Genomic DNA, 21264 nt, shown 5'->3' with positions numbered 1-21264 from the left:
GTTTGGTACGTCGCAGCGGGCGGCATTTCGATTTTCAGCGTATTAAGCCTCTGCGCTAGCGCGGCTGCAAATCCGAAGCACTGATGGTTATCGCAGCGGGTTCTTTAACCTTGGGAGGCAGCATTCCGGCTTTGCGAAGTCCCTCTACCAGTCGGTCACGATCACCTGGCTGTACGTTCCGCATCGCCAGTTCTTCAACGACGTTTGGCAGGAAGTCCGGGCGCATTCGAACGAAAATCTCTGCCTCGTGCCGGGCTTGATCCATCATTCCGGCATCTGCGTATATGACCGCCGCAACCGCATGAAACAGTGGAAATTTTTGCATATCAGCCTTGGTGATCTCGCGGACGGCGGTTGAATTGTCGTGGAGCATGTAGGCTGCAAGAGCGCGTGTGCCGTTATAATAGCCGCTGCCGCCTGGATTGAGTGCGATAGCCTGATCAAGCAGGTTGGCTCCCCGTTGCCACTGGCCGCCAAGGGCTAGTCTGGTGCCGAACTCGCCCATCAACTCGGTGTCGTTGGGGTTGGTAGCGAGGGCCAATTCGCCTACTCGCATCGCCTCGGTAAGCTCCCGGTTGAAAAACAGGGCCATCATCAATGCCTGAAGCCCTCGCGTGTTGCTCGCATCAAGCTGGGTCGACCGCCGCGCCGCGCGAAGCGCCCGCTGCAATGGTGTTTCTGGACCTTGGCCCCTATTGAATTTGAAGCGGTCTTCATCGAGATAGATGATTGATAGCATCGCCCAGGCAGTGGAAAAGGTCGGATACCGCGCAACGGATGTTTCCAGGCATTCGCGAACGTGTGCATGCTCTTCGGGGCTGAGCTCGCTACGATATGCGTAAAAGCGCAGGCTGCATTCGTATGCACCAAGATCCTGCGGTGGAGGATTTGCGGTGTCGGCCTGTGCCATCACACCATATGGCTGCGCAATGGCGGTGGCGACTCTTCTGGCCACGTCCGCCTGTATGGAAAACAGGTCTTTCGATCCGAGATCGTTGTCATAATCCCGGGACCAGACTATTTCGCCATCGTCGGTGTCCAGAAGACGGGCTGTCACGCGCAGGCTGTTTCCAGCAGTGCGCACACCCCCGGTCAGAAGATAACGGGCCCCAAGCTCTTCCCTAACTTTGGATACATCGACGTCCGACGGCAGCGCTTTGGACGTCTCGCGACCAAAGACCTTGATCTCCTTGAAGCGGGGCAGGGCAGTCAGAAGCTCCTCCGTAAGCCCGAGGCTGTATAACTGGGCGTTTGGTCCATCGCCCAAATTGGCGAAAGGAGCCACAATTAGGGCGGGTCTGTCGGGAGCCGTGCTTTCGGCTAACTCTTCTGTTGGCGCCAATCTTGAGTGACCTGAGAATTGATAGGCAGACGCAGCCGTAAGCAGGGCAAGGCAAGTAAGTGAAAGCCGCCTCACGCTCCACCATCGGACCATCGGCGATAGCTGTGATGCCGGAACGGACCCATTATCGACCTTCTTGGAAACGACCGCAGTATTCAATGAGAACACCGGGGCATATCCGCCCTTCGGTATGTCGATCCTGACCGGGTCCTTGTGACCTTCCACCAGATAATAACGTTCTAGCGAACGCCTTAGACGCGCGGCCTCGATCCGCACGACCGGATCTTCCTGCGTGAAGCTTTCATTGCGGCCGAATACCTCAATTGCGATGGAGTAACCCTTGATGCGGGCGGCCCGCCCGGCGATGGCTTCCTCGACAACATATCGCAGAAATGCGGCACTTCGCCCCAAGCCGGGAAACTCCGCGCTCGCGACGATGCGTTCGAGTTGCGACCGGACTTCCTCTATTCCCGGAGGGTCTCGTGCTGCAGTTGAAGCCGTGGACACCGTCGTCTGCATAGCCGCCTCCCGTCCCCCTCGAGATTCATCGCATGCGTGTAGTGTGTTGTGAGCTTACACCCGAGATATGGGCTCGTCCATTGTTCCATCGAGCCGTCGCCTGTGAAAGCCCGCTGTTTTTGTCTTTATATGCACATAAGGCTAACGCCTTGAGCAAACGTTTCGTTAGCTGCGGTGCCCGACGATTGCACCCGATCAGGCATTTAAGATCGAGAGCGAGCTGGTTGCCATGTTCTTGGCGTCCCAACAGCATGTTCCCGGTGGTGCTACATTTCCATCATCTATGCCGACTGATACGTCCGCTTTCCGTGGACGGCAACGCCGTAGTTTCGACTGTAACAGAGTTGACTCTGGCAACTGGGCAAAGCGCCTGCATTCCAGTCGTGAATCGCGAGGCGCTATGGCCGGCTGCTAGTCGGGCCTCCTGCAATCTGAGATGCTTGTGGTACTGACTAGGACTGAACGCTGTTATCGCCAGAAAATGGCGATGCAGGCCTGCGCGGCTCATGCCGCTGGCATCGCGATCTTCGAGATGGTCGATCGGTGTTCGCGCCTCTTTTCCGGTACTTCGGTTTCATCGACCCAGCCATAACGCAAACGATATCTCAGGGTCTCCCGCGCGTCACGCGATGGCGCGAGGCTTTGGCTCTACGAGCGAGTGTCGTTGCAGCGGTCAGTCAGGACTACGGTCAGCGGTTCAAGCAACCTCTGGCCGCGCACCGGGTGCTTTTGGCGGATTGATGCCCCCCAGGCCAGCCTTTGCTCGCTTGGTGTTTTGACCCGGGGGCGCTCCGAAGAGGCGCTTGTACTCACGGCTGAACTGCGAGGCGCTCTCATAGCCGACGGCGAACGCAACTTCGGCTGCACCTGCCTGGTTCGCGATCATGCGTCGGCGGGCCTCGTGGAGCCGGATATATTTCTGATACTGAAGCGGGCTGACGGCGGCGACGGCTTTGAAGCGATCGTAAAACACGGATACACTCATGCCGGCAAGTGCCGCGACCGCCTTGAAATCGAGACGTTCGGCGTAGTGGTCGCGTATCCAGGCCATTGCCTTTCGGATGTGCATCAGACGCGAGTCAGCCCCGGCAATCTGACGCAGCAGGCCGCCATGCGGCCCCATCAGTAGCCGAAACATAAGCTCATGCTCCAGAGACTGAGCCATGACCGGGATTTCGGATGGGCGATCGAGCAGTTCTACCAATCTCCCCCAAGCACCGAGAAGCGACGCACTCGCGGTGCTGACGCCGTATCCCGATTCCATCGGCAACTCCGGCATCGCCGCCATCTCAAGGACGAGGTCGGACAGCATAGGCGGGTCCAGATATAAACCGATTGCGACAAACGGTCTGTCTGGCGACGCTTCGCAAACTTGGCCCAAGGCGGCAATCTCGGCTGCGACGATCATGCTTTGGCCGGGTCCGTATTCAAACATCTTATCGCCGATAAACATGCGCTGCGTACCCTGGATCACCAGGGACGCCGCAGGATCGTAGATCAGCGGATCGACCTCGGTCGTATGGTCGAGAGTATACGCAAACAGTCGCGGCAATTTAAGACTGGGACGGCCAGCATGGCGCATGGCGATGGCGCGTATTTTGTCGAGTTCGCTCATGGAGTCACCCTAAGTCGATTGCCCAGTTCTATCAAGTATTCCGGAAGATCAGGCAAGAGTGCCGGAAGTTTCGGCATCGTGGCATTGGGGTCGAAATCCTACTATCGCGGCAAGACAGAGGCCAACGGGGCTTCTGATGGCCCAGGAGAAACTGCCATGCCCACCCCAATCGAAACCGTTTCGGCTTTTTGCGCCACGTTCGTTGAAGACGGCGGAAGGCCAGCCGTGCGCCGCTGGTTCACACCCGCCACGCGCTGGGTCAATGAAGGCGTGTCAGTCACGACGGGCGCCGACGAGGCCATTGCGATGATCGACGGACTGGAAACATCGCTGGGAATATCGACAGTCCATATCGATATGCTCGCGATTGCCGCCGATGGATCCCGCGTTCTCACCGAAAGGCTTGACCGGTTCGAGCGCGCCGACGGCAGTGAAATCGGGCGCGTGATGATCATGGGAATTTTCGAGCTCGAAGGCGACAAGATTGTCGAATGGCGGGACTATTTCGACGTAACCGCCGTCCAGAAGTTCTCTGCCGGCTAGCACGGCAGCTTGCGAACGATGATGTTGAGTGCAGGGACTGTTGTCTCCGCACTCAACAAAAGGCAGTCGACTGGACTTTCGACGACAGGCCGCAATCCTTCCAAAGCAGATGGGCCACGTCCCGAAGGCTTCGCACCGCGAAGACTTCAAATTGTCAGTAGGTCTTTAGCTGGAAGCGAATTGTCATGTCTTTCGAGAAACTCCACCATGGCAGCCTTGAGCGCCACGCCACTGACGCGGGTCCTCATCATATCCCTGGTCAGCGTCGCAATGATCTCGGCAGCTTCGCAGACCGGCAGACCACCATCCCTGATATTGGAGACACAATTTCGGCGGGAATCCAGGTTTCCCGACTTGGGACCGTAAGTGATGTAAGCACCGAGGCTGTCGGCAGCTGAAAGTCCCGGACGTTCGCCGACAAGCACGATCGTCAGTTTTGCACCTAATGCCTCACCGGCAGGATCGCCGAGCGCGACGCGCGCCTGGCTCGCCAGCACAACTGGTGCAGCGGTCAGGTTCAGGATAGCGAGCTTCGGAACAAGCGCCTCGATCAACGGCACGGCATTGAGATCGATCGCGTGGGACGACAGGCCATCCGCGACGATAATTGCGACATCATAGCCATTGATCGTTCTCTCATGTTTCAGCCGTTTTTCGGATTCCGCCGCAAGCCGCCGGCCAAGATCCGGCCGCCGCACATAGGTGCTGCGGTCACTTGCCATGCTATCGACATTGACAGCCGGAAGGCCGAGACGATCGAGCCTGTCTGCCAGCGAGGGCCGGTCGACGCTCGTCCAGACCGCTTCGCGTGCCCGCGCGTGGTCGAGAAGGAAGGCAAGTTGAGCGCGTGTCGGAAGACCCGCGCCATGACGGCCGAGCGAAACACGCGCATCGGTCATATCCTTGATAGTGAGGTTTTTTCCGGCAGCAGTGGGTTCTCTCACCTCTTCCATGTCAGGCTCCGATCAATGCGCTGTTGCGGACATAATTGGAAAGCGCGACAGGCTCGCCGACCAGCGCGCCATCTGGATCGGTCAGGCCGACTTCGAAAAGCCATTTCTCGAACTCTGGTGCGGGTGGCCGTTTCAGCGTCTCGCGGCAATAGACGGCATCGTGATGCGATAGCGACTGGTAGTTCAGCATGATATCGTCGGCGCCGGGAACGGTGATGACGAAATTGACATTGGCTGCGCAGAGGAGCGTCAACAGCGTATCCATATCTTCCTGATCAGCATCGGCATGGTTGGTGTAGCAGACGTCGACGCCCATCGGCAGGCCAAGGAGCTTGCCGCAGAAATGATCCTCGATGCCGGCACGGATGATCTGCTTGCCGTTGAACAAGTATTCCGGCCCGATGAAACCGACGACCGTATTGACGAGCAGTGGATCGAACTCGCGCGCCACGGCATAGGCACGTGCCTCCATCGTCTGCTGGTCGACGCCGAAATGCGCATCGGCCGAAAGCGCCGCGCCCTGCCCAGTCTCGAAATACATGACGTTTGCGCCCGGCATGCCACGACCAAGCGACCGCCCCGCCTCATGTGCCTCCTTCAGAAGCGCCAGATCGATGCCGAAGCCGCGATTGGCCTTTTCCGATCCCGCCACCGACTGGAAGACGAGATCGACCGGCGCACCCCGTTCGATTGCCTGGATCGCCGTCGTTACATGGCCAAGGCAACAGGTCTGTGTCGGGATCGCAAGCTTTTCCCGCAATTCGTCGAGCAAGGAAACGATGCGGATATAGTCATCCGTCGCATCGGTCGCGGGATTGACGCCAATCACGGCATCTCCCGACCCCATCAGCAGCCCGTCGATGGCAGACGCTATGATGCCGCGGCTGTCATCGGTCGGGTGGTTGGGCTGGTTGCGGGTGGAAAGCCGCCCGGCGAGCCCGATCGTGTTTCGGAATCGCGTCACGACACGTCGCTTGGCAGAAACAGCTATCATGTCCTGCAGGCGCATGATCTTCGACACGGCCGCGACCATTTCCGGCGTCAGTCCAAAGGTCACCGCCTCCAGCCGCTCATGCGACGTCTCGGGCTTGAGCAGCCATTCGCGCAATTCACCGACAGTAAGCGAGGAAACTGCGGAAAAGGCTGCCGGATCGTGCCGTTGCGCGATCAGTCGGGAAACCTCGTCATCCTCCGACGAAATGAGCTCCTCGCCGAGAAATGCCTTCAAGGGGAGATCGGCCAGCGCCATCTGGGCTGCCAAGCGCTCGACCGGGCCTTGCGCCGCAATGCCGGCCAGCTGGTCGCCGGAGCGCTCCGGGGTTGCTTTCGCCAGCAGCATTTTCAGATCATCAAAGCGGAAGACAGTCTGCTCGATTGTCGTCGTATAGGGCATTTGTTCACGTCACCGGTTGAGGAGGGCCAGGGCTTCGTCATGAAGTCTCGGGGTGGCCGACGCCAGAACCCGTCCGTCGGAATGGATCGAAAGCGCATTGCCCCGCCAGTCCGTAATGCATCCGCCGGCACCCGTCACAACGGGCACGAGAGCCATGTAGTCGTAAGGTTGAAGTCCCGTCTCGAGAGCGATGTCGCAATGGCCGGAAGCGATCAGACCATAGATGTAGCAGTCTCCACCGAAACGCCGCAGCCTGGCTTTGCGGGAGAGACGCTCGAAGCTTTCAGCTTCGCTGTCCACGAACATGTCCGGCGAAGTCGTATAAAAACGGGCGCTGGAGAGGTTTTCGCAGCCGCTGGCGTGGGCCGGCTTGCCAGCAAAGAGTGTCTCTCCCGGCCGGCCCTGCCAGCGTTCGCCGGTGGCTGGAATATCGATCAGACCACAGAATGGCTTTTCCTGAAATGTCAGTGAGACAAGCGTACCAAACAGCGGAAAACCGGTGATGAAGCTCTTGGTGCCGTCGATCGGGTCCAGCACCCATGTAAAGGCGTTACCTTCCTTTACGCCGAACTCCTCACCATGGATGCCGTGATCGGGAAAGCGCGCCTCGATCATCTCGCGGAGATGTTTTTCGATCGCCCGGTCGGCGATTGTCACCGGGCTATCGTCGAGTTTTGAGATAACGTCGAGCGGGGTCCGGAAATAGGAGAGCGCCAGCGGACGCGCGGCGTCGGCAAGTTCCGCGGCGAAGGTGATATAGGTCGCAGCTTCTTGCGGGCTGATATCGGTGACGGGCATCAAAGGGCTTTCAGGAACAGGGGCCAACGGGGATCGTGGATAATCGAGCGGGCGCGCATATGCTTCCAGATTCCGTACTTGTAAAAGTCGAAATCGAGGGTCGATATCCGGTTTTGTACCATCGCCCAGGTGCTCCACTTGATGTCGGCGAGTGCCTTGTGGACGATGAAGCGAGCGTGATGCGCCTTGTCGTAACGACCGAAATACTCCTCGATTATCTCGCAGTCGGTCGCCTCGGAATAGAACATCTCGCCACTCCAGATCGCGAGATCGTAGAGCCTCTCATTGTTCGACGCATATTCGAAATCGATCAGCTTGATCGACTTGTCTTCACCGATCAGGAAATTGCCCGGCATCGGGTCGTTGAAACAGGGAACCAGATCGAGCCCGGATGCCTCAAGCGCGGCGCGCGCCTGTCTGTAGTTGCGCAAGAGCCAGTCGTGGTCGAGCGGCCAGTGGCCGTCAAGCTGGCGCACTTGGTCGAAATGTTCCTCGATCATGTCGAAGACGGTTTTTGTCAGGGGCAGGGCAGGGGCATCGTGAAACTGCCGATAGACGCGCACCGCTTCGTTGCGGATCGCCGGGTCTGCAAAATCCCTATGTGTCGAGGCGCGGCGACCGTCGATGAACTCGGCGATTTCGATGTCGAGGTGATCGAGATAGTCGAATGTCTTCGGGCCGATTCCGATCACTTCCGCCTGCTTGCTGGCGGCAGCGGCGGCCTTGCGATCGATGAACATCTCGGTGCCGCGGCCGGGAATCTTTAGAAAATAGCCACGCTCTTCACCTTCGACCTCGATGCGGAAATTGGTGTTGCTGATTCCGCCGGAAACCGGACTGTAGCGCAGCCGCCGTCCTTCCCAAGGTGGTACCTGGATGATTGCAGCCTCAACTGCCCGTTCGGCATCGGATCGTGCCATTCCCAGTTCATTCATAGGCTTGTTCCCGTTATTGTTTCTAGCCCGTTATCGTTCTCGTATGCCTAGAGCGCTCTCAGCCTGGCCTCGAAATCCGGCTGGCCGAGCAGCATTCGGCAACGCAGGAACCGCCAGCCGGCATATTTCAGGAATTCGACACCCCGCGGCGGCGAACGAAGCTCCAGTACGAGGCTGCGCAACGCCCAGTAGAGGTCGTCTGCCGCCGCATAGACACGGCAGCGGTTGAAGTTTCTTTCGCTGAAACCTCCATCGTGCATTTCCAACAACGGCCTCATCTGGCTTTCGAACTGGTAGAGTTCGTTCATCTGAACGCCGAGCTGGTAGTAGGGGTCGATGTCGGCAGCCATGTCGAAGTCCACGAGCTGCATTTTCCCGTCTGGGCCCAGCATGACATTCGAAGCCTGCGGATCACCATGGGCCGGTTTCAGGTCCACGCCGGCCGCTGAAACTGCCTCGCGGATCGGCGTCATCCAGGAGAGCATCCATTCGACATCGCCGGGCAGGCTGGTGGCATCGGCACTCACGATCGCCCAGAGCTGATCGATGCCGTCGAAGACTGACCATGTTCGGCCAGTGGAAACACTCCCTGCGATCGTCGTCTGCATCTCGATCAGGCGGGCAACAGTTTGCGGCTTCATCAGATCGTCGATCCTTGCCGCTCGCCAGCCGTCGCCAAGTCGGGCAAACAGCATGCTGGCCGTCCCGGCATCGTAACCAATCGGCTCTGGCGAAAGACCAAGGCTGTGAAAACGGTGTGCCGCAGCATTTGCGGTCTCGGCATCCACGAGATCGGTTACCTCATCGGCACCGAGACGCAGGAAATAACGTGCCTCCCCGTCTGTCGGCGCGACCACGAAACCGCAGGATTCGACGGCATGATAGGACGGCGATGCGACAGCTGCCGTCGCCGGCGCATAGGAAGGGGTGTCGCCAATCACTGCGGAAAAGACTGAAAGCGCCTTCTCCGCGCGGGCTTCCATCGGTGATTGAGGAGAGCCCGATCTCTTCATTCGGCAGCCTCGCTGAGTTCGACAACTTTCAAACCTTCGCAGGCGATCTTGTAAAGCATGTCCGCCACTATCTGCGTGCCAAGGGCCTGGTCTTCAGGCGAGGTATACTCGGTCGGGTGGTGGATGACGCCGTCACGGCTCTGAACCGCCAGAACCACCGCCGGGCAGACATCGGAAACGGCAACGGCATCATGGCCGCCGATCGTATCGAGGTGACGGGCGCTCTGGCCGAGATGCGCCGCAGCACTTTGCGCAAGCGTCACCAGGCCCGGTGCGAACCTTCCCGCCTTGCGGCGGTCGATGGAGCGGACCTCCGCGGTGACGCCGGCTTTCATCGCCGCTTCCTCGATCTTGATCTTCATCTTGCGTTCCGCCTCCGTCAGGACGTCTGGCGATCCCGAGCGCAGCTCGATGAACAGCACGGCTTCGGCCGGCACGACATTGGGTGAATTGGGGAAGACTTCCAGGCGGCCAACCGACGTATGCAGGTCCAGCCCGTGTTCGGTCGATATCTGCTTGAGATCGGCGATCAGATAGGCAGCAGCAAGCAGCGCATCCTTGCGATCTGCCATCGGGGTTGCGCCGGTATGTGCCTGGCGTCCATGGAAGGCGAGGCGATATTTTGTCGCGCCCCAGAACCGCGTGAAGATACCGAACCGCTCCCCGGCGCGGCTGAGCGTCGTGTCACCTTCTATATGCAGCTCGATCAATGCGTCGGGAATTTCCACCTTTTCCTTGCCAGCATAACCGATCTCGTCCAGCGACTGGCGCACCGTAATGCCATCACCGTCGGCCCGTTCCAGCGCCCATTCCAGGTCAATGGCGCCGGTAAACACGCTGCTGCCGAGCAGGCTCGGCTGGAAACGGGCGCCTTCCTCATTGGTCCAGTTGACGATCTGGAAGTTGCAGGCGGACAACCTGCCTTCCGCCTTGAGACGTTCGCTGACGGACAAAACCGCCTCGCAGGCGGCGATGACACCAAGCGCTCCGTCGAACCGGCCGCCGTTCGGCTGGCTGTCGATATGGGAGCCGACCATGACGACGGGCGCATTTGCGCCCGCCAAGGTCATCTTGCCGAACTGGTTGCCGATCGAGTCCACGGCCTGCTCGAAGCCGTTTTCGGCAAACCAGTGCCCCAGCCAGTCGCGCGCCATTCCGTCTTCCCTGGAAAGCGTCAGGCGGGTCATCGAGCCATCGGGGCCGCCGCCAAAAGTGGAGAGGGTCTCCATCAGCATCTGGAGCCGCTCGGCATTGATCGGGACAGGGGAGGAGGAGACGTCAGGCATGTATGATTTCCACTTTGGATTGATTGAATTGATCTGAAAATTCCCGCGCGATGACGCCGCTGGTCACCACCGCGTCGATTTCGCTGAGGCCGAATGTGTGGATGGAGCCGAGGCGCCCAAACTTGGAACTGTCGGCAACAATGATCGAACGTTTTGCCTGGGCCTTGGCGACGCGGCGCAGGATCGCCTCGTCCTCGCCGAAATCCATGAACCCGCGTTCGGCGTGAATGGCGCTGATGGCGATGATCGCGAGATCGAAGAAATGCTCCTTCAGCGCGGCCACGGTCTCATGGCCGTATGTCGCCTGATAATCTGGGCGCATGCGACCGCCAAGAACCCGCACACTTGCCTGCGGCAGATTGAAGAAGTGGGCTGCGACCGCCAGCGAATTGCTGACAACGGTCAAGTCCTTGCGCGTCTCGATATGTTTCAGGCAGGCAATCGTTGTGGTGCCGGTATCGATGAACACCTTCATGCCGTCCTCAACCAGCGACGCTGCGGCCTCGCCGATCTTGGCTTTCTCGCGTGAGCTGACACGCAGTCGGTCGGTAAACGGCTGATCGCTTTCCTGCTGGTCAAGGACCGCGCCGCCATAGACGCGGCGGGCATAACCGCGCATCTCAAGTTCCTTGAGGTCGCGCCGGATCGACTCCTGGCTGACCTGCAGATAATCGGCAAGCTCCCTCACATTGACGCGCTGGGTTTGCTTCAGCATGTCGAGGATAAGCTTGAGGCGATGTTCGGTGAAACTCATGAATGCACCCTGGATTCTAGTGATCGTTGCGGCCCCGTCTGTGGCGCCGCAACCATGGTCAGGCTAAAGCCATTTGACGGGTTGCGTCATCGAGAGCCAATGGCTGGATGAGATGACAGGCGGCGAAATCCTGGCTGCCACGCGCGGTAAGCGCGGGCTGCAGGCTGCCGCATCTCTCCATCGCACGCGGACAGCGCGACTTGAAGCTGCAACCTGGAGGAATATCGATCGGGCTTGGCGGTTCACCTTCCAGAAGGCAGTCTTCCGCCTTGTAGCGGCGTTCTTCAAGTGTCGGCATCGCGCTGAGCAACGCCATTGTATAAGGATGTCCGGGATCGAAGAACAACCGCTCGTTATCAGCCAGTTCGAAGACCTCGCCGAGATACATTACCGCCACACGGTTGCAGACCTTGCGGACCATCGCAAGGTCGTGGGAGATGAAGATGTAAGTGAGGTCGTATTCCTTCTGCAGCTTCTGGAAAAGATCGAGAAGCTTGAACTGTTCTGTCTGGTCCAGGGCAGAAAGCGTTTCGTCCATGATCAGTATTTCAGGCTCCAGAACCAGCGCACGGGCAACATTGATGCGCTGGCGCTGGCCGGCACTCAGGCCGATCGGCAATTCCTCGTAGAGATCGGCGGAGAGGCCGACTTCGCCCATGACCTTGAGCACCCGCTCACGAATTTTGGCACTGTCCTTCCATCCGTGCGTGCGAAGCGGGCCCTCCAGCATCTTCCCGACCGATGTGCGTGGCGGCAGGGAGCCGAACGGATCCTGCAGTACCATTTGCAGCTTCTTGCGGAAGGTCAGAAGGTCTTTGCCACCAAGCATGGCGATATCGTCGGCACCGCATAGAACCTGGCCGGAGCTCGGCAGTTCCAGCCTGCTCAGAAGCCGCATCAGCGTCGACTTGCCACAACCGGATTCACCGACGATCGCGAAACTGTCGCCGCGCCGGACATCGAAGGTGACGTTGCGAACCGCACGCACATGGTTGAAGCCACCGAAGCCGGTCTTCTTCTTTACCCTGTAGACCTGTGAGGCATCGCGCAGGCTCAAGACAACGTCGCGTTTGTCGTTGAGACGCGGCATCTCGGTCTTTTCGATCCAGATCTTCGGCGTCTGTTCGACAAGCTCCTTCGTATAGGCATATGCAGGGGCGGCGATCAGCCTTTCGGTTTCCTGTTCCTCGACGATGCGACCTTTCTCCATCACCAAAATCCGGTTGCAGGCTTCGCGGGCAACGGGAAGGGAGGAGGAGACGAACAGCACAGCGGTATTGAAACCATCTGTCAGTTCCTTCATCAGACGGATGACCTGGGCTGCGACGGTAACATCGAGCGGCTGGGTGACGTTATCTGCAATCAGCAGCGCCGGGTTCGTTACCAACGCATCAACGATCAGTGCGCGCTGCATCATGCCGCCGGAAAACTGCGAAGGGTAGTCGCTGAAACGGCTGCGGGCCGAGGGAATGCGGACGGCCTCCAGAAGCTCGATCGTGCGCTTTTCCGCCTCTTTCCGCGAGGTTCCTGGAACGACCGCACGCAGCTTCTCGACGATCTGGACGCCGACCGGCAGCGTCGGATCGAGTGCACCCATCGGGTTGGCGCCGACATAGGCGACCCGGCGGCGCAGGGTACGCATCTCGTTCTCGGAGATGCCGTAAATATCATTGCCTTCGAAGAGGACGCTGCCGGAACGCACGGAAAGCGGCGGTTCCAGCCAGTTGACGACTGCCTTGGACAGCACCGTCTTTCCGGCTCCGCTGGCCCCGACCACACCGACGATCTCTCGCGGCGCGAGGCTGAAGGAGATATTGTCCAGAATAATCTTCGCCTTGTCCGAGCGACCGGCATTAACGGTGAGGTTATTCAGCTCAAGAAGCGGCTTGATCATCACTCGGACCCTCCGTGAATGGTGTTGCGGGCCCGTTCCAGCGAAGCGCCTATGAGATTGATGCTGGTTAAAGTGAGGCCGAGGAAAATGCCGGGCATGGTAGCGATCCACCAGGCGTTCAGAAGATACTTTCGGCCATCGGCAATGATATTGCCGAAGGTCGGCGTCGGTGGCTGGACACCCAGGCCGAGGAAGCCGAGTGTCGATTCAAAGATCATCATGCGTGCTACATCAAGCACCGAGGTGAAGATCACCGGCGGCAGGAGCAGCGGCAGAAGGAGGCTGACGATAATGCGGAAATCGGTCGAGCCCCCAAGTTTGGCAGCGCGCACATATTCCCGCTGCCTTTCCGTCATTACAATGCTGCGCATGATGCGCGCATAGACCGGCCAGCTTGAGAGACCAAGCACTAGGACGATGGCCGGAATTGTCGGGCGCGACACGCCAAGAACGGCGATCGCCAGAATGATCATCGGGATAGATAGCTGCGCATCGGTCAGACGCATGATCAGCATGTCGATACGACCGCCGAAGTAACCGGCGATCGTGCCGAGGGCACAGCCGATGATGAGTGTCACTGCAACCGATGCAATCCCGATCAGGAAGGAATAACGCAGGCCGACAAGCGACCTCACCAGCATGTCGCGGCCAATCTGATCGGTGCCAAGCGGGTGGCCCCAGCTCCAGTTGTCGCCGAAGAAAAGTGGCGGCAGAAGGCGGGCCTTCACATCCATCTTGGTCGGGTCGACGCCACTGATTTCCGGATAAAGTGCGGCGGCAATCGCAAGCAGCAGGAAGATCGCAAGGCCAATGCGAAAACCGGGCGTCGATGCGGCGCGATCGAATATGCGGCGCGCAATCGAGCGGCTTGCCATTTTCGAAATGATCGGGGTGTCGAGTGCGGATGTGATGGACATCAGTATTCAAGCCTCGGATCGATGGTTGTTGCGACGAGATCGACGACAATGTTGATCAGTACAAAAATGGCGCTCGTGACGATCGCGATACCCTGGATCAACGGAAAGTCGCGCTGCAGCACGGCATTGATGGTCAGAAGGCCGAGCCCGGGATAATCGAAGATATATTCGACGATGATGACCCCGCCGAGCAGGCTGGAGAATTGCACACCGAGCAGGTTGAGAAGCGGCACCGAGGCGTTGCGCAGGGCATGGTTGGAGATGATCCGCGAACGGCTCAGGCCACGAACGCGTCCGACTGCCACATAGGGCTCCATCATCTGGCTGGATACGGAACTGACCAGCGTGCGGATCAGCACCGGAGACAATTCGACCGCCAGCACGATTGCCGGCAGGATTGTGTAGGCAAAGCCCTGATAGCCAATGGCAGGAAGCCATCCGAGCTTCACCGAGAAAAGCAATGCCAGAACGATGCCAAGCCAGAAATTTGGCAGCGAGATGAATATCGATGAGATGTAGAAGGCAAGCTTGTCTGGCCATCTGCCGATCGCAAGCCCGCCGGCAATGCCGATGATTGCCGAGAAGATCAGTGCAATCACCAGCGTCACGGCCGCCAGTTGAAGCGTCATTGGAAGTGCATCGAAAATCAGGTCGAAGACCTTTGCTCGTTCGCCGCGAGTTGAGTCGTTGAATGTCGCGCCACCGGTCGAGGCGCCGTTTGCCGGGCGCACGAAGGACTGGCCAAGATCGCCACGAACCACACCGCCCATGTAGCGACCGAATTGCACCAATATGGGATCGCGAAGGCCCATGTCGGTTGCGATCTTTTCGATCAGTGCTTCGGGCGCCATGCCGCCCGCCATAAGGCGTACCGGGTCACCCGGCACCACCCGCAAGAGGGTAAAGATCAGCAAGGACACAAGGAATATGATGATGGCGCCCTGCATGAGGCGTCGCATCAGGAAGTTCACGGCAAACATTCAGTCACTCCGCTCGAAAAGTCACGGGCAAGTCCACACGCCGCCTGATCGCGGCGTGTGGCTGATCACGGTCAGGCAGCAGGTTTGGCCGCGTCGATCGACCCGTCGGGATAGATGTACATGCCCTCAAAGTCCTTCTGCATTGCGTGGATCATCACGGATGTGAACAGCGAGAGTGCCGGCATCTTGGCGGTGATGAGAGGCATGGTCTCTTCCTGAAGGATCTTCTTGCGCTCTTCCAGCGTCGGTGCCGAACGTTCCTTGTCGAGGCTGGCATCGATCTCCTTGTCCTCGATTCCGCAGATGCGGTGCGAGGTGGAATGGAAATGGGTGCGCAGGACCAGATCCGGCTCCGGAGACGCTGTCGACCAGCCGCAATCGACCATATGGCCCGGGCCGCCACCGGGGCGATGATACAGTTGCTCGTTCCAGGCCGCAGGTTCAAGCACGGTCAGGCTGACATTAAATCCCTGCTCCTGCAGCATGGCGGTCAGCATCTCGCCATATTCCTTGGTCTTTGGATAGAAGCCGACGGACGTGATGTATTCCAGTGGCGGCAGGCCCTTGCCGTTTGGGAAACCGGCTTCGGCGAGCAGGGCCTGGGCCTTCTCGGGGTCGAATTTCGGGTAGTTCGCCAGATCGACATAGCCGAATTTGACCGGCGAGACGAAGTTCGACGAGGCATGGCCGGCCGAGCCCATCAGTTCCATGATCATGTCGCGATCGATCGAATGGCAGGCGGCAAGACGGATACGCGGATCGTCGAAAGGCGGTTTCGAGCAGCGGAACCACAGATACTTGTTCTCGACCGAAACGACCTTGTTGATGAAAATCGCCGGATTGTCCTTGATCGTGTCAACCTGTTCAGGCTCCAGACGTTCAACGATCGAAGCCTGGCCGTTCATCAGCGACAACATACGGGTGGTGGAATCGCCGGTGAAGGTGAAGTTGATGCCGGGGATGGCCGGCTTGCCCTTGAAGTAGCCGTCATAGGCCTGCATCACGGTGTCGTTGCCGCGCTGTTCGACGAATTTAAAAGGACCGGTGCCGTTGAGCCGCTGGGAGAGCGGGCCGCCGGGGCCGCCGGCGACATCCTTGGCCGACATGATCGGCAGGAACGACGCAAGAAAGATGAAGAGATGGGCCGGATAGCCGCCCTTGGATGTGTCGACGATGACGGTGTAATCGTCAGGTGTTTCGATCGTCAGCGTCTCGGTCGGGCCGGGATACCACTGCGCCGGACGATCTGCCCTGGAGCCGTATTCGAAGGTTGCCTTGACGTCTTCTGCCTTGAACGGCTTGCCATCATGGAAGACGATGCCTTCGCGCAGCTTGATCTGTAGCCGGTGCGGGTCAAGCAGCTTGATGTCGGTGGCCAGTTCGTAAACCACCGCGCCTGGATCATCGAGTTTCATCGGCGTGCGGGTAAGAAAGCCCATGACGAAACCTTCGATATTCTTCTGAGAAAGTGTCGTATGAGCGGTCGGGTCCCAGTTGCCGGTGATGTTTTCGGCCGACAGGAACGTCATGGTCTTGCCGGCCTGTGCGAAGGCCGGCGAGATGAAGAAGTCAGGATTGATCTGCATGTAGCCAGCGACGGCGGCTGCGCCCGCGGATCCTTGCAGGAAGCGACGACGACTGAATTCTGAACCCATCGAGTTCCCCTTTTCTATTTTTAATAAACCGTCAAATCAGTCAAAACGGTCAAATCAGTCACAAGCAAACAGCGTGCCAATCTCGATTTCCTGCAAGAATCGCGCTTTTGGTTCGATGCAATTTGTGGGATTTGACCATTTATTGGTCGAATGAGAAAGATTTAAGCGACCAGCCGGATCGCTAAAATTACGGGGTCATTTCTGCCGTTGAATCGGGGGATGCTGATCCGTTGTCAGGATGTGTCCGAAACGGACAGCGACGATGATTGCAAGCGCCGCCGGATTGAAACTCTCACGAGAGTTCAACTGAATATTTCGTTTGCTCTTTTGATGGCGTGAATAGATCAACAGCGGGCAGTACATCCGCCGATCCATTTCGTGCATGCCCGCCCGCATTTTTGCTGCGGTCTCATCTCTCTGCCGCCTCAGTTGATCACTTCATCCTTCATAGTGATTAATGCTCTACGATGGGTGATCGCGGTTATAGTGACGTCGCCGGCAGGGGCTGTCGGTTCCGTCGTTTCACGCTGGCCTGGCCTCAGTAAGGAAAATAAGAGCAGGACCAGAAGAAGGCTCTTGCCATGGCAATTGGCTGTCTTTCACCGCCCGAGAGGTTTAGGCCATGCTTGCCGACCTCACTGGTAAGGCCGCTCGGTATGGCAACCGTTCGGTCATAAATAGCAGCCTGCATATTGCGTGTTTACGGCTGATATCAGCCTGGCGCTGCCCGTCTCTTCAGGGTAACCGACCTACCAGGATCGAAGGACGTTTTGCGGCCCCGGTCACAGGCCATCCGCCAAAGGCCAGGCGGATTTTAGGCGTCCAGTTGCCCTGCGCGACGTGATTGAAGGTCCCACCTGAGTGGGTCTAAATCAACCTCAGTCCCGTGCCGGGATCAAACACATGTAGGTCGGACGATGCCACTTCAACACCAAGCACCTCGCCGATGGCGGGTCTTATGTCTGCAGGAACAGAAATATTGATCTCGTGGCGGTCGTTTTTCAGGCAGATCAGACGTGTCTCACCGTGGAACTCGTTCCGCTCGACGGTGCCGCGAAAGGCTTGAGCATCCTGGTTTATGCGAAATGATCCGGGCCGAATTCCAACGGTAACCTCACCGGAACGGAGGCCTGCCGGAGCTGTAAACCTGACAAAATTGTCGCCCAGCCACTCCTGCGTCATCTGCAACTGAAGGAAATTCATGTTCGGTGTGCCTATGAAGCCGGCAGCAAACACTGTCCGAGGCGCCTGATAAATTTCTTCGGGCGTGCCCATCTGCTCAATACGGCCGTCCTTCATCAGGACAATACGGTCGGCAAGCGTCATGGCTTCGAGTTGGTCGTGAGTGACATATATGCTTGTCGTTTTCAGGTCGCGGTGGAGGCGCGCGATCTCGACCCGCAGGCTTCCGCGCAGCTTGGCATCAAGGTTGGAAAGCGGTTCGTCAAACAGGAAGACCTCCGGGGTCTTGATCATGGCGCGGGCGATGGCCACACGCTGCTGCTGGCCGCCGGACAGTTCCGTCGGCTTGCGCGCAAGATAGACGCCAAGACCGAGCGCGTCGACCACAGGCGCCAGGCGCTGATCGATCGCGGCTTTTCCTATTCCGGCCCTCTCGAGACCGAAAGTGATATTGTCCCGCACACTCATATGGGGGTAAAGCGCGTAGTTCTGGAACACCATGGCGATGCCCCGGTCACCCGGATCGCGATCGTTCATCCGCTCGCCGCCGATGAGCAGATCACCGCCTGAAATCTCTTCAAGCCCGGCAATCATCCGCAGCATGGTGGATTTTCCGCAGCCTGACGGGCCGAGAAAGACGACGAATTCGTGGTTGTCGATCTTCAGGTCAAAATCCCGCATGACCTCAAGCGAACCATAGACTTTCCTGATCCCCCGGCACTCAACAGTGGCCATCACTTCGTCTCCCCGTCCACGACGATCTGCAGCTTTACGTCCTCTGGCCGGCCTTCGGCCGCCCTTTCGAAGGCCTTGATCGATTGATCAAAGGCATAGGTGCCGGAAACCAATGGCTTCAGGTCGACCTTGCCTGCGGCGATCAGCGCCAGTGCACGGTCAAACACGTTGGCGTAGCGGAAAACCGTTTCAATACGGCATTCGCGGAAGCAGGCCGCCGCAAGGTCTACCGCGACGGGTTCGGGCGGCAGACCGACGATAACGACTGTTCCGCCCGGGCGCACGACCTTGAAGAGATCACGGACCGCGGCCGGTGCGCCGGAGCATTCAAAGACGATATCGGCTCCCCAGCCTTCTGTCGCGTCGTTGACGGTCTCAATGAGATCCACCTCCTTGAGGTTGATACCAGTGATGCCGCCATAACTTTCGGCCAGTTTAAGCTTTGTTGCGGAAATGTCCGAGATCAGCACTCGCGAGCAGCCGCCGGCAAGGGCGGCCAGTGCCACCATGATGCCGATGGTTCCGCAGCCTGTAACAACCGCCGTATCGCCGGGCGTGATCTTCGCCCGCGCCGCCGCCTGCATGCCCACGGCAAATGGTTCAACCATCGCGCCTTCGGCGAAGGAGACATTGTCAGGCAGCTTGTAGGTGAAACTTGCCGGATGGACTGTCTCCGGGCACAAGACGCCGTGCACTGGCGGCGTTGCCCAGAATGTCACCGCAGGATCAACATTGTAGAGGCCGAGCCGCGACGCACGCGATTTCGGATCGGGGATGCCCGGTTCCATGCAGACGCGGTCGCCGGGCTTCAGATGGGTGACATTGGCGCCGGTCTCGGTGACGGTTCCAGCCGCCTCGTGGCCCAGAACCATGGGCGCGTTCACGACGAAGTCACCGATGCGACCATGGGTGTAATAGTGCACGTCGCTGCCGCAGACGCCAACAGTATGGATACGAATGCGAACGTCATCCGGCCCCAACTCTTGAGGAATTTCGATATCGCGCAGGGAAAGTTCGCCGACATGTTCGAGGACAAGTGCTTTCATGGGTCAGTCAACCTTGGTCAGTTTTCTTGGAAAATGCGGCGTTGAGGCCACCGGCAAGCACTCCGAGCAGGATCAGCGGTGGCAGCGACAACAGGACGACGGCGGCGTTCAGAATTCCCCAGGGCACATTCATGCCGAGCTGTGACATCTCGGACGCGATGATCGGCAGGGTCTTTGCCTTCGAGGTCGTGAGCATCATGGCAAGCAGGAACTCGTTCCAGACAAGGACGAAGGAGAAGGCAATGGCGCCGAAGACCTGGAAACGGGCAATCGGCAGGGCGATGCGGAAGAAGGTCGCATATGGGCCAAGCCCATCCACCCGGGCAGCTTCTTCAACGTGAAGGCTGACACGCTCGAAAGCCGGCACGGAAAGCCAGATGGTGATCGACGCTGTCACAATGAGATAGGTCACGATCAGCGACAGCCGGGTGTCATAGAGATCAAGACCGAGCCAGATGACCAGCATGGGAATAGCGATCGCGACGGGCGGCAGAAAGCGCAGCGACAGAACGAAGAACTGCGCCTCCGCCGTGATCCTGTTCTTGAACCGGGCAATCACATAGGCCGCCGGTACACCAAGTACGGCGCCAAGCACGACCGCACTCGAGCAGATGATCAACGAATTGGTAAGTGCGCGCGCCACCGAGCGGCGATTGAGCACATAACTCATATTGTCGAAGACAGGCTGGAAGATAAGCTTTGGCGTTGACACCAGCAGATCGGCATTGGTCTTGAAGGCGTTTAGCAGGGTCCATAGGAGTGGCAGCACGACAAGTGCAGCGGCAAGAACCAACAAAAGCCTGAGCAGAAAGGTGGAGATCTTCATCGGTTCAGCCTCTTCCAGGTAAAGGTAAAGGTGACGATGGTCAGGACCATCATGATAACGGCCATGGAGGACGCATAGGAGATCTTGCCGGCTTCTATGAAGCCTTGGGAATAGGCATACATGTCAAGCGTCTCGGTTGAGATGCCGGGACCGCCGCGCGTCATGACGTAAACGAGGTCGAAGGAGCGAAGACTCTCGATCACCTTGACCAGCAGCAGACTGATCAAGGGTGCTTTCAGCATCGGCAGGGTCACGAAACGATGGATTTCGAAGCGGGTCGCCCGATCTATGCGTGCGGCTTCCAGCGGCTGAGGCGGCAGGGATTCGAGAAGCTTCAAGATGATCACTGAAAAGAACAAGCCCCATTGCCAGACGTCGACGAAAGCAACAGCAAGCAGGGCGCCGAGCGGCGTCGACAGAATGTCGGGCGTGATGCCGGTGAGCTCCCTGACCGGCCAGGTCAGCGCGCCGTAGAGCGGATGAAAGGCGAATTTCCACACAAAAGCGGCGCACACGCGTGGCAGGAGAACGGGAATGATGAAGAGCACGCAAAGGACGTTGCGCATACGGGGGCTCGCTGCCTCGAACATGGCAATCCCGAGCGCAACCCCCGTCACCACGGTCAACGAGACGCTGATAACCTCCCACTTGAAAGATACCCAGAGCGCGTTCAGGAAACGGGCATCCGAAAACAGCGCCAGATAATTGGCTAACCAGACATAGTCTGCATCGGGTGCCGAAAGGGTCCGGTTCTGCAGGGATATATTGATAGCGTAGATCGTCGGCACGAGCGCCAGAATGATCAGGATACCCAAACTGGGCCCAAGAAAGACGTAAGGCAGCGAGCGGCCTCGGCGCATGGCAGATCCTCGGATTGG

The 21264-nt window shown here is 58.6% G+C and carries 18 protein-coding genes; 1 reads left to right on the top strand and 17 read right to left on the bottom strand.

Annotation, left to right across the window (positions count from 1 at the left end; genetic code table 11):
- Positions 1-55 precede the first annotated feature (55 nt).
- Entirely contained in the window at positions 56-1861 is a 1806-nt protein-coding gene (locus AB4Z23_RS20295; RefSeq protein WP_441360691.1) for an adenylate cyclase, read from the bottom strand.
- Between the two features lie 697 nt (positions 1862-2558).
- Entirely contained in the window at positions 2559-3476 is a 918-nt protein-coding gene (locus AB4Z23_RS20290) for an AraC family transcriptional regulator N-terminal domain-containing protein (protein WP_441360690.1), read from the bottom strand.
- 156 nt (positions 3477-3632) lie between these two features.
- Here AB4Z23_RS20290 and AB4Z23_RS20285 point away from each other — a divergent pair, with 156 nt between their 5' ends.
- Complete coding sequence (locus tag AB4Z23_RS20285) at positions 3633-4019, top strand: limonene-1,2-epoxide hydrolase (RefSeq protein WP_025591684.1); 387 nt, start codon at positions 3633-3635, stop codon at positions 4017-4019.
- 146 nt (positions 4020-4165) lie between these two features.
- Here the strand turns inward: AB4Z23_RS20285 and eutC are convergent, their stop codons facing one another.
- The 15 genes from eutC to AB4Z23_RS20210 form a co-directional block, all read right to left on the bottom strand.
- Positions 4166-4972 carry an ethanolamine ammonia-lyase subunit EutC gene (gene eutC, locus AB4Z23_RS20280; protein WP_441360689.1) on the bottom strand — a complete coding sequence of 269 codons (807 nt, stop codon included), beginning with the start codon at positions 4970-4972 and terminating at the stop codon, positions 4166-4168.
- 1 nt (position 4973) lies between these two features.
- The gene (locus AB4Z23_RS20275) at positions 4974-6365 is read right to left on the bottom strand and encodes an ethanolamine ammonia-lyase subunit EutB (RefSeq protein WP_441360688.1); all 1392 of its coding nucleotides are present in this window, start codon (positions 6363-6365) and stop codon (positions 4974-4976) included.
- 9 nt (positions 6366-6374) lie between these two features.
- Positions 6375-7163, bottom strand: coding sequence for a histidinol-phosphatase (gene hisN / locus AB4Z23_RS20270; RefSeq protein ID WP_003516959.1), 789 nt, complete (start codon positions 7161-7163; stop codon positions 6375-6377).
- On the bottom strand, positions 7163-8098 hold the full coding sequence (locus AB4Z23_RS20265) for a choline/ethanolamine kinase family protein (RefSeq protein ID WP_003516958.1): 936 nt from the start codon (positions 8096-8098) through the stop codon (positions 7163-7165). Before AB4Z23_RS20265 ends, hisN begins: the two co-directional genes overlap by 1 nt.
- A gap of 47 nt (positions 8099-8145) precedes the next feature.
- Positions 8146-9111, bottom strand: coding sequence for a phosphotransferase (locus tag AB4Z23_RS20260; RefSeq protein ID WP_035200785.1), 966 nt, complete (start codon positions 9109-9111; stop codon positions 8146-8148).
- Positions 9108-10397 (bottom strand): Zn-dependent hydrolase, encoded by a 1290-nt coding sequence (locus AB4Z23_RS20255; protein WP_441360687.1) that lies wholly within the window; start codon positions 10395-10397, stop codon positions 9108-9110. The genes AB4Z23_RS20260 and AB4Z23_RS20255 overlap by 4 nt, the downstream gene beginning before the upstream one ends.
- Positions 10390-11151, bottom strand: coding sequence for a DeoR/GlpR family DNA-binding transcription regulator (locus tag AB4Z23_RS20250; protein WP_013637571.1), 762 nt, complete (start codon positions 11149-11151; stop codon positions 10390-10392). Before AB4Z23_RS20250 ends, AB4Z23_RS20255 begins: the two co-directional genes overlap by 8 nt.
- 58 nt (positions 11152-11209) lie before the next feature.
- The gene (locus AB4Z23_RS20245; protein WP_441360686.1) at positions 11210-13045 is read right to left on the bottom strand and encodes a dipeptide ABC transporter ATP-binding protein; all 1836 of its coding nucleotides are present in this window, start codon (positions 13043-13045) and stop codon (positions 11210-11212) included.
- On the bottom strand, positions 13045-13962 hold the full coding sequence (locus tag AB4Z23_RS20240) for an ABC transporter permease (protein ID WP_003516951.1): 918 nt from the start codon (positions 13960-13962) through the stop codon (positions 13045-13047). The genes AB4Z23_RS20245 and AB4Z23_RS20240 overlap by 1 nt, the downstream gene beginning before the upstream one ends.
- Positions 13962-14942 carry an ABC transporter permease gene (locus tag AB4Z23_RS20235; RefSeq protein WP_013637573.1) on the bottom strand — a complete coding sequence of 327 codons (981 nt, stop codon included), beginning with the start codon at positions 14940-14942 and terminating at the stop codon, positions 13962-13964. Before AB4Z23_RS20235 ends, AB4Z23_RS20240 begins: the two co-directional genes overlap by 1 nt.
- Before the next feature lie 71 nt (positions 14943-15013).
- Positions 15014-16597 (bottom strand): ABC transporter substrate-binding protein, encoded by a 1584-nt coding sequence (locus AB4Z23_RS20230; RefSeq protein ID WP_025591696.1) that lies wholly within the window; start codon positions 16595-16597, stop codon positions 15014-15016.
- Positions 16598-17464: 867 nt separating this feature from the next.
- Positions 17465-18514 carry an ABC transporter ATP-binding protein gene (locus AB4Z23_RS20225; protein ID WP_441360685.1) on the bottom strand — a complete coding sequence of 350 codons (1050 nt, stop codon included), beginning with the start codon at positions 18512-18514 and terminating at the stop codon, positions 17465-17467.
- Positions 18514-19560 carry an NAD(P)-dependent alcohol dehydrogenase gene (locus AB4Z23_RS20220; RefSeq protein ID WP_112949062.1) on the bottom strand — a complete coding sequence of 349 codons (1047 nt, stop codon included), beginning with the start codon at positions 19558-19560 and terminating at the stop codon, positions 18514-18516. Before AB4Z23_RS20220 ends, AB4Z23_RS20225 begins: the two co-directional genes overlap by 1 nt.
- Before the next feature lie 7 nt (positions 19561-19567).
- Positions 19568-20386, bottom strand: coding sequence for a carbohydrate ABC transporter permease (locus tag AB4Z23_RS20215; protein ID WP_003516943.1), 819 nt, complete (start codon positions 20384-20386; stop codon positions 19568-19570).
- On the bottom strand, positions 20383-21246 hold the full coding sequence (locus tag AB4Z23_RS20210; RefSeq protein ID WP_441360684.1) for a carbohydrate ABC transporter permease: 864 nt from the start codon (positions 21244-21246) through the stop codon (positions 20383-20385). Before AB4Z23_RS20210 ends, AB4Z23_RS20215 begins: the two co-directional genes overlap by 4 nt.
- Between the last annotated feature and the right edge of the window lie 18 nt (positions 21247-21264).

The organism is Agrobacterium sp. MCAB5, from assembly GCF_052114365.1.
In the GTDB taxonomy this organism is placed as follows: Bacteria; Pseudomonadota; Alphaproteobacteria; order Rhizobiales; family Rhizobiaceae; genus Agrobacterium; species Agrobacterium tumefaciens.
Note: the sequence above shows the minus strand (reverse complement) of the source record. Positions and strands in the feature narration are given on the sequence as shown.

What these genes read in the sequence shown, in the direction of transcription:
- AB4Z23_RS20250 (WP_013637571.1), bottom strand. Translation starts at nt 11,151, where the DNA reads ATGAGTTTCACCGAACATCGCCTCAAGCTTATCCTCGACATGCTGAAG.
- AB4Z23_RS20275 (WP_441360688.1), bottom strand. Translation starts at nt 6,365, where the DNA reads ATGCCCTATACGACGACAATCGAGCAGACTGTCTTCCGCTTTGATGAT.
- hisN (WP_003516959.1), bottom strand. Translation starts at nt 7,163, where the DNA reads ATGCCCGTCACCGATATCAGCCCGCAAGAAGCTGCGACCTATATCACC.
- AB4Z23_RS20295 (WP_441360691.1), bottom strand. Translation starts at nt 1,861, where the DNA reads ATGCAGACGACGGTGTCCACGGCTTCAACTGCAGCACGAGACCCTCCG.
- eutC (WP_441360689.1), bottom strand. Translation starts at nt 4,972, where the DNA reads ATGGAAGAGGTGAGAGAACCCACTGCTGCCGGAAAAAACCTCACTATC.
- AB4Z23_RS20210 (WP_441360684.1), bottom strand. Translation starts at nt 21,246, where the DNA reads ATGCGCCGAGGCCGCTCGCTGCCTTACGTCTTTCTTGGGCCCAGTTTG.
- AB4Z23_RS20245 (WP_441360686.1), bottom strand. Translation starts at nt 13,045, where the DNA reads ATGATCAAGCCGCTTCTTGAGCTGAATAACCTCACCGTTAATGCCGGT.
- AB4Z23_RS20225 (WP_441360685.1), bottom strand. Translation starts at nt 18,514, where the DNA reads ATGGCCACTGTTGAGTGCCGGGGGATCAGGAAAGTCTATGGTTCGCTT.
- AB4Z23_RS20255 (WP_441360687.1), bottom strand. Translation starts at nt 10,397, where the DNA reads ATGCCTGACGTCTCCTCCTCCCCTGTCCCGATCAATGCCGAGCGGCTC.
- AB4Z23_RS20240 (WP_003516951.1), bottom strand. Translation starts at nt 13,962, where the DNA reads ATGTCCATCACATCCGCACTCGACACCCCGATCATTTCGAAAATGGCA.
- AB4Z23_RS20230 (WP_025591696.1), bottom strand. Translation starts at nt 16,597, where the DNA reads ATGGGTTCAGAATTCAGTCGTCGTCGCTTCCTGCAAGGATCCGCGGGC.
- AB4Z23_RS20260 (WP_035200785.1), bottom strand. Translation starts at nt 9,111, where the DNA reads ATGAAGAGATCGGGCTCTCCTCAATCACCGATGGAAGCCCGCGCGGAG.
- AB4Z23_RS20215 (WP_003516943.1), bottom strand. Translation starts at nt 20,386, where the DNA reads ATGAAGATCTCCACCTTTCTGCTCAGGCTTTTGTTGGTTCTTGCCGCT.
- AB4Z23_RS20285 (WP_025591684.1), top strand. Translation starts at nt 3,633, where the DNA reads ATGCCCACCCCAATCGAAACCGTTTCGGCTTTTTGCGCCACGTTCGTT.
- AB4Z23_RS20235 (WP_013637573.1), bottom strand. Translation starts at nt 14,942, where the DNA reads ATGTTTGCCGTGAACTTCCTGATGCGACGCCTCATGCAGGGCGCCATC.
- AB4Z23_RS20265 (WP_003516958.1), bottom strand. Translation starts at nt 8,098, where the DNA reads ATGAATGAACTGGGAATGGCACGATCCGATGCCGAACGGGCAGTTGAG.
- AB4Z23_RS20220 (WP_112949062.1), bottom strand. Translation starts at nt 19,560, where the DNA reads ATGAAAGCACTTGTCCTCGAACATGTCGGCGAACTTTCCCTGCGCGAT.
- AB4Z23_RS20290 (WP_441360690.1), bottom strand. Translation starts at nt 3,476, where the DNA reads ATGAGCGAACTCGACAAAATACGCGCCATCGCCATGCGCCATGCTGGC.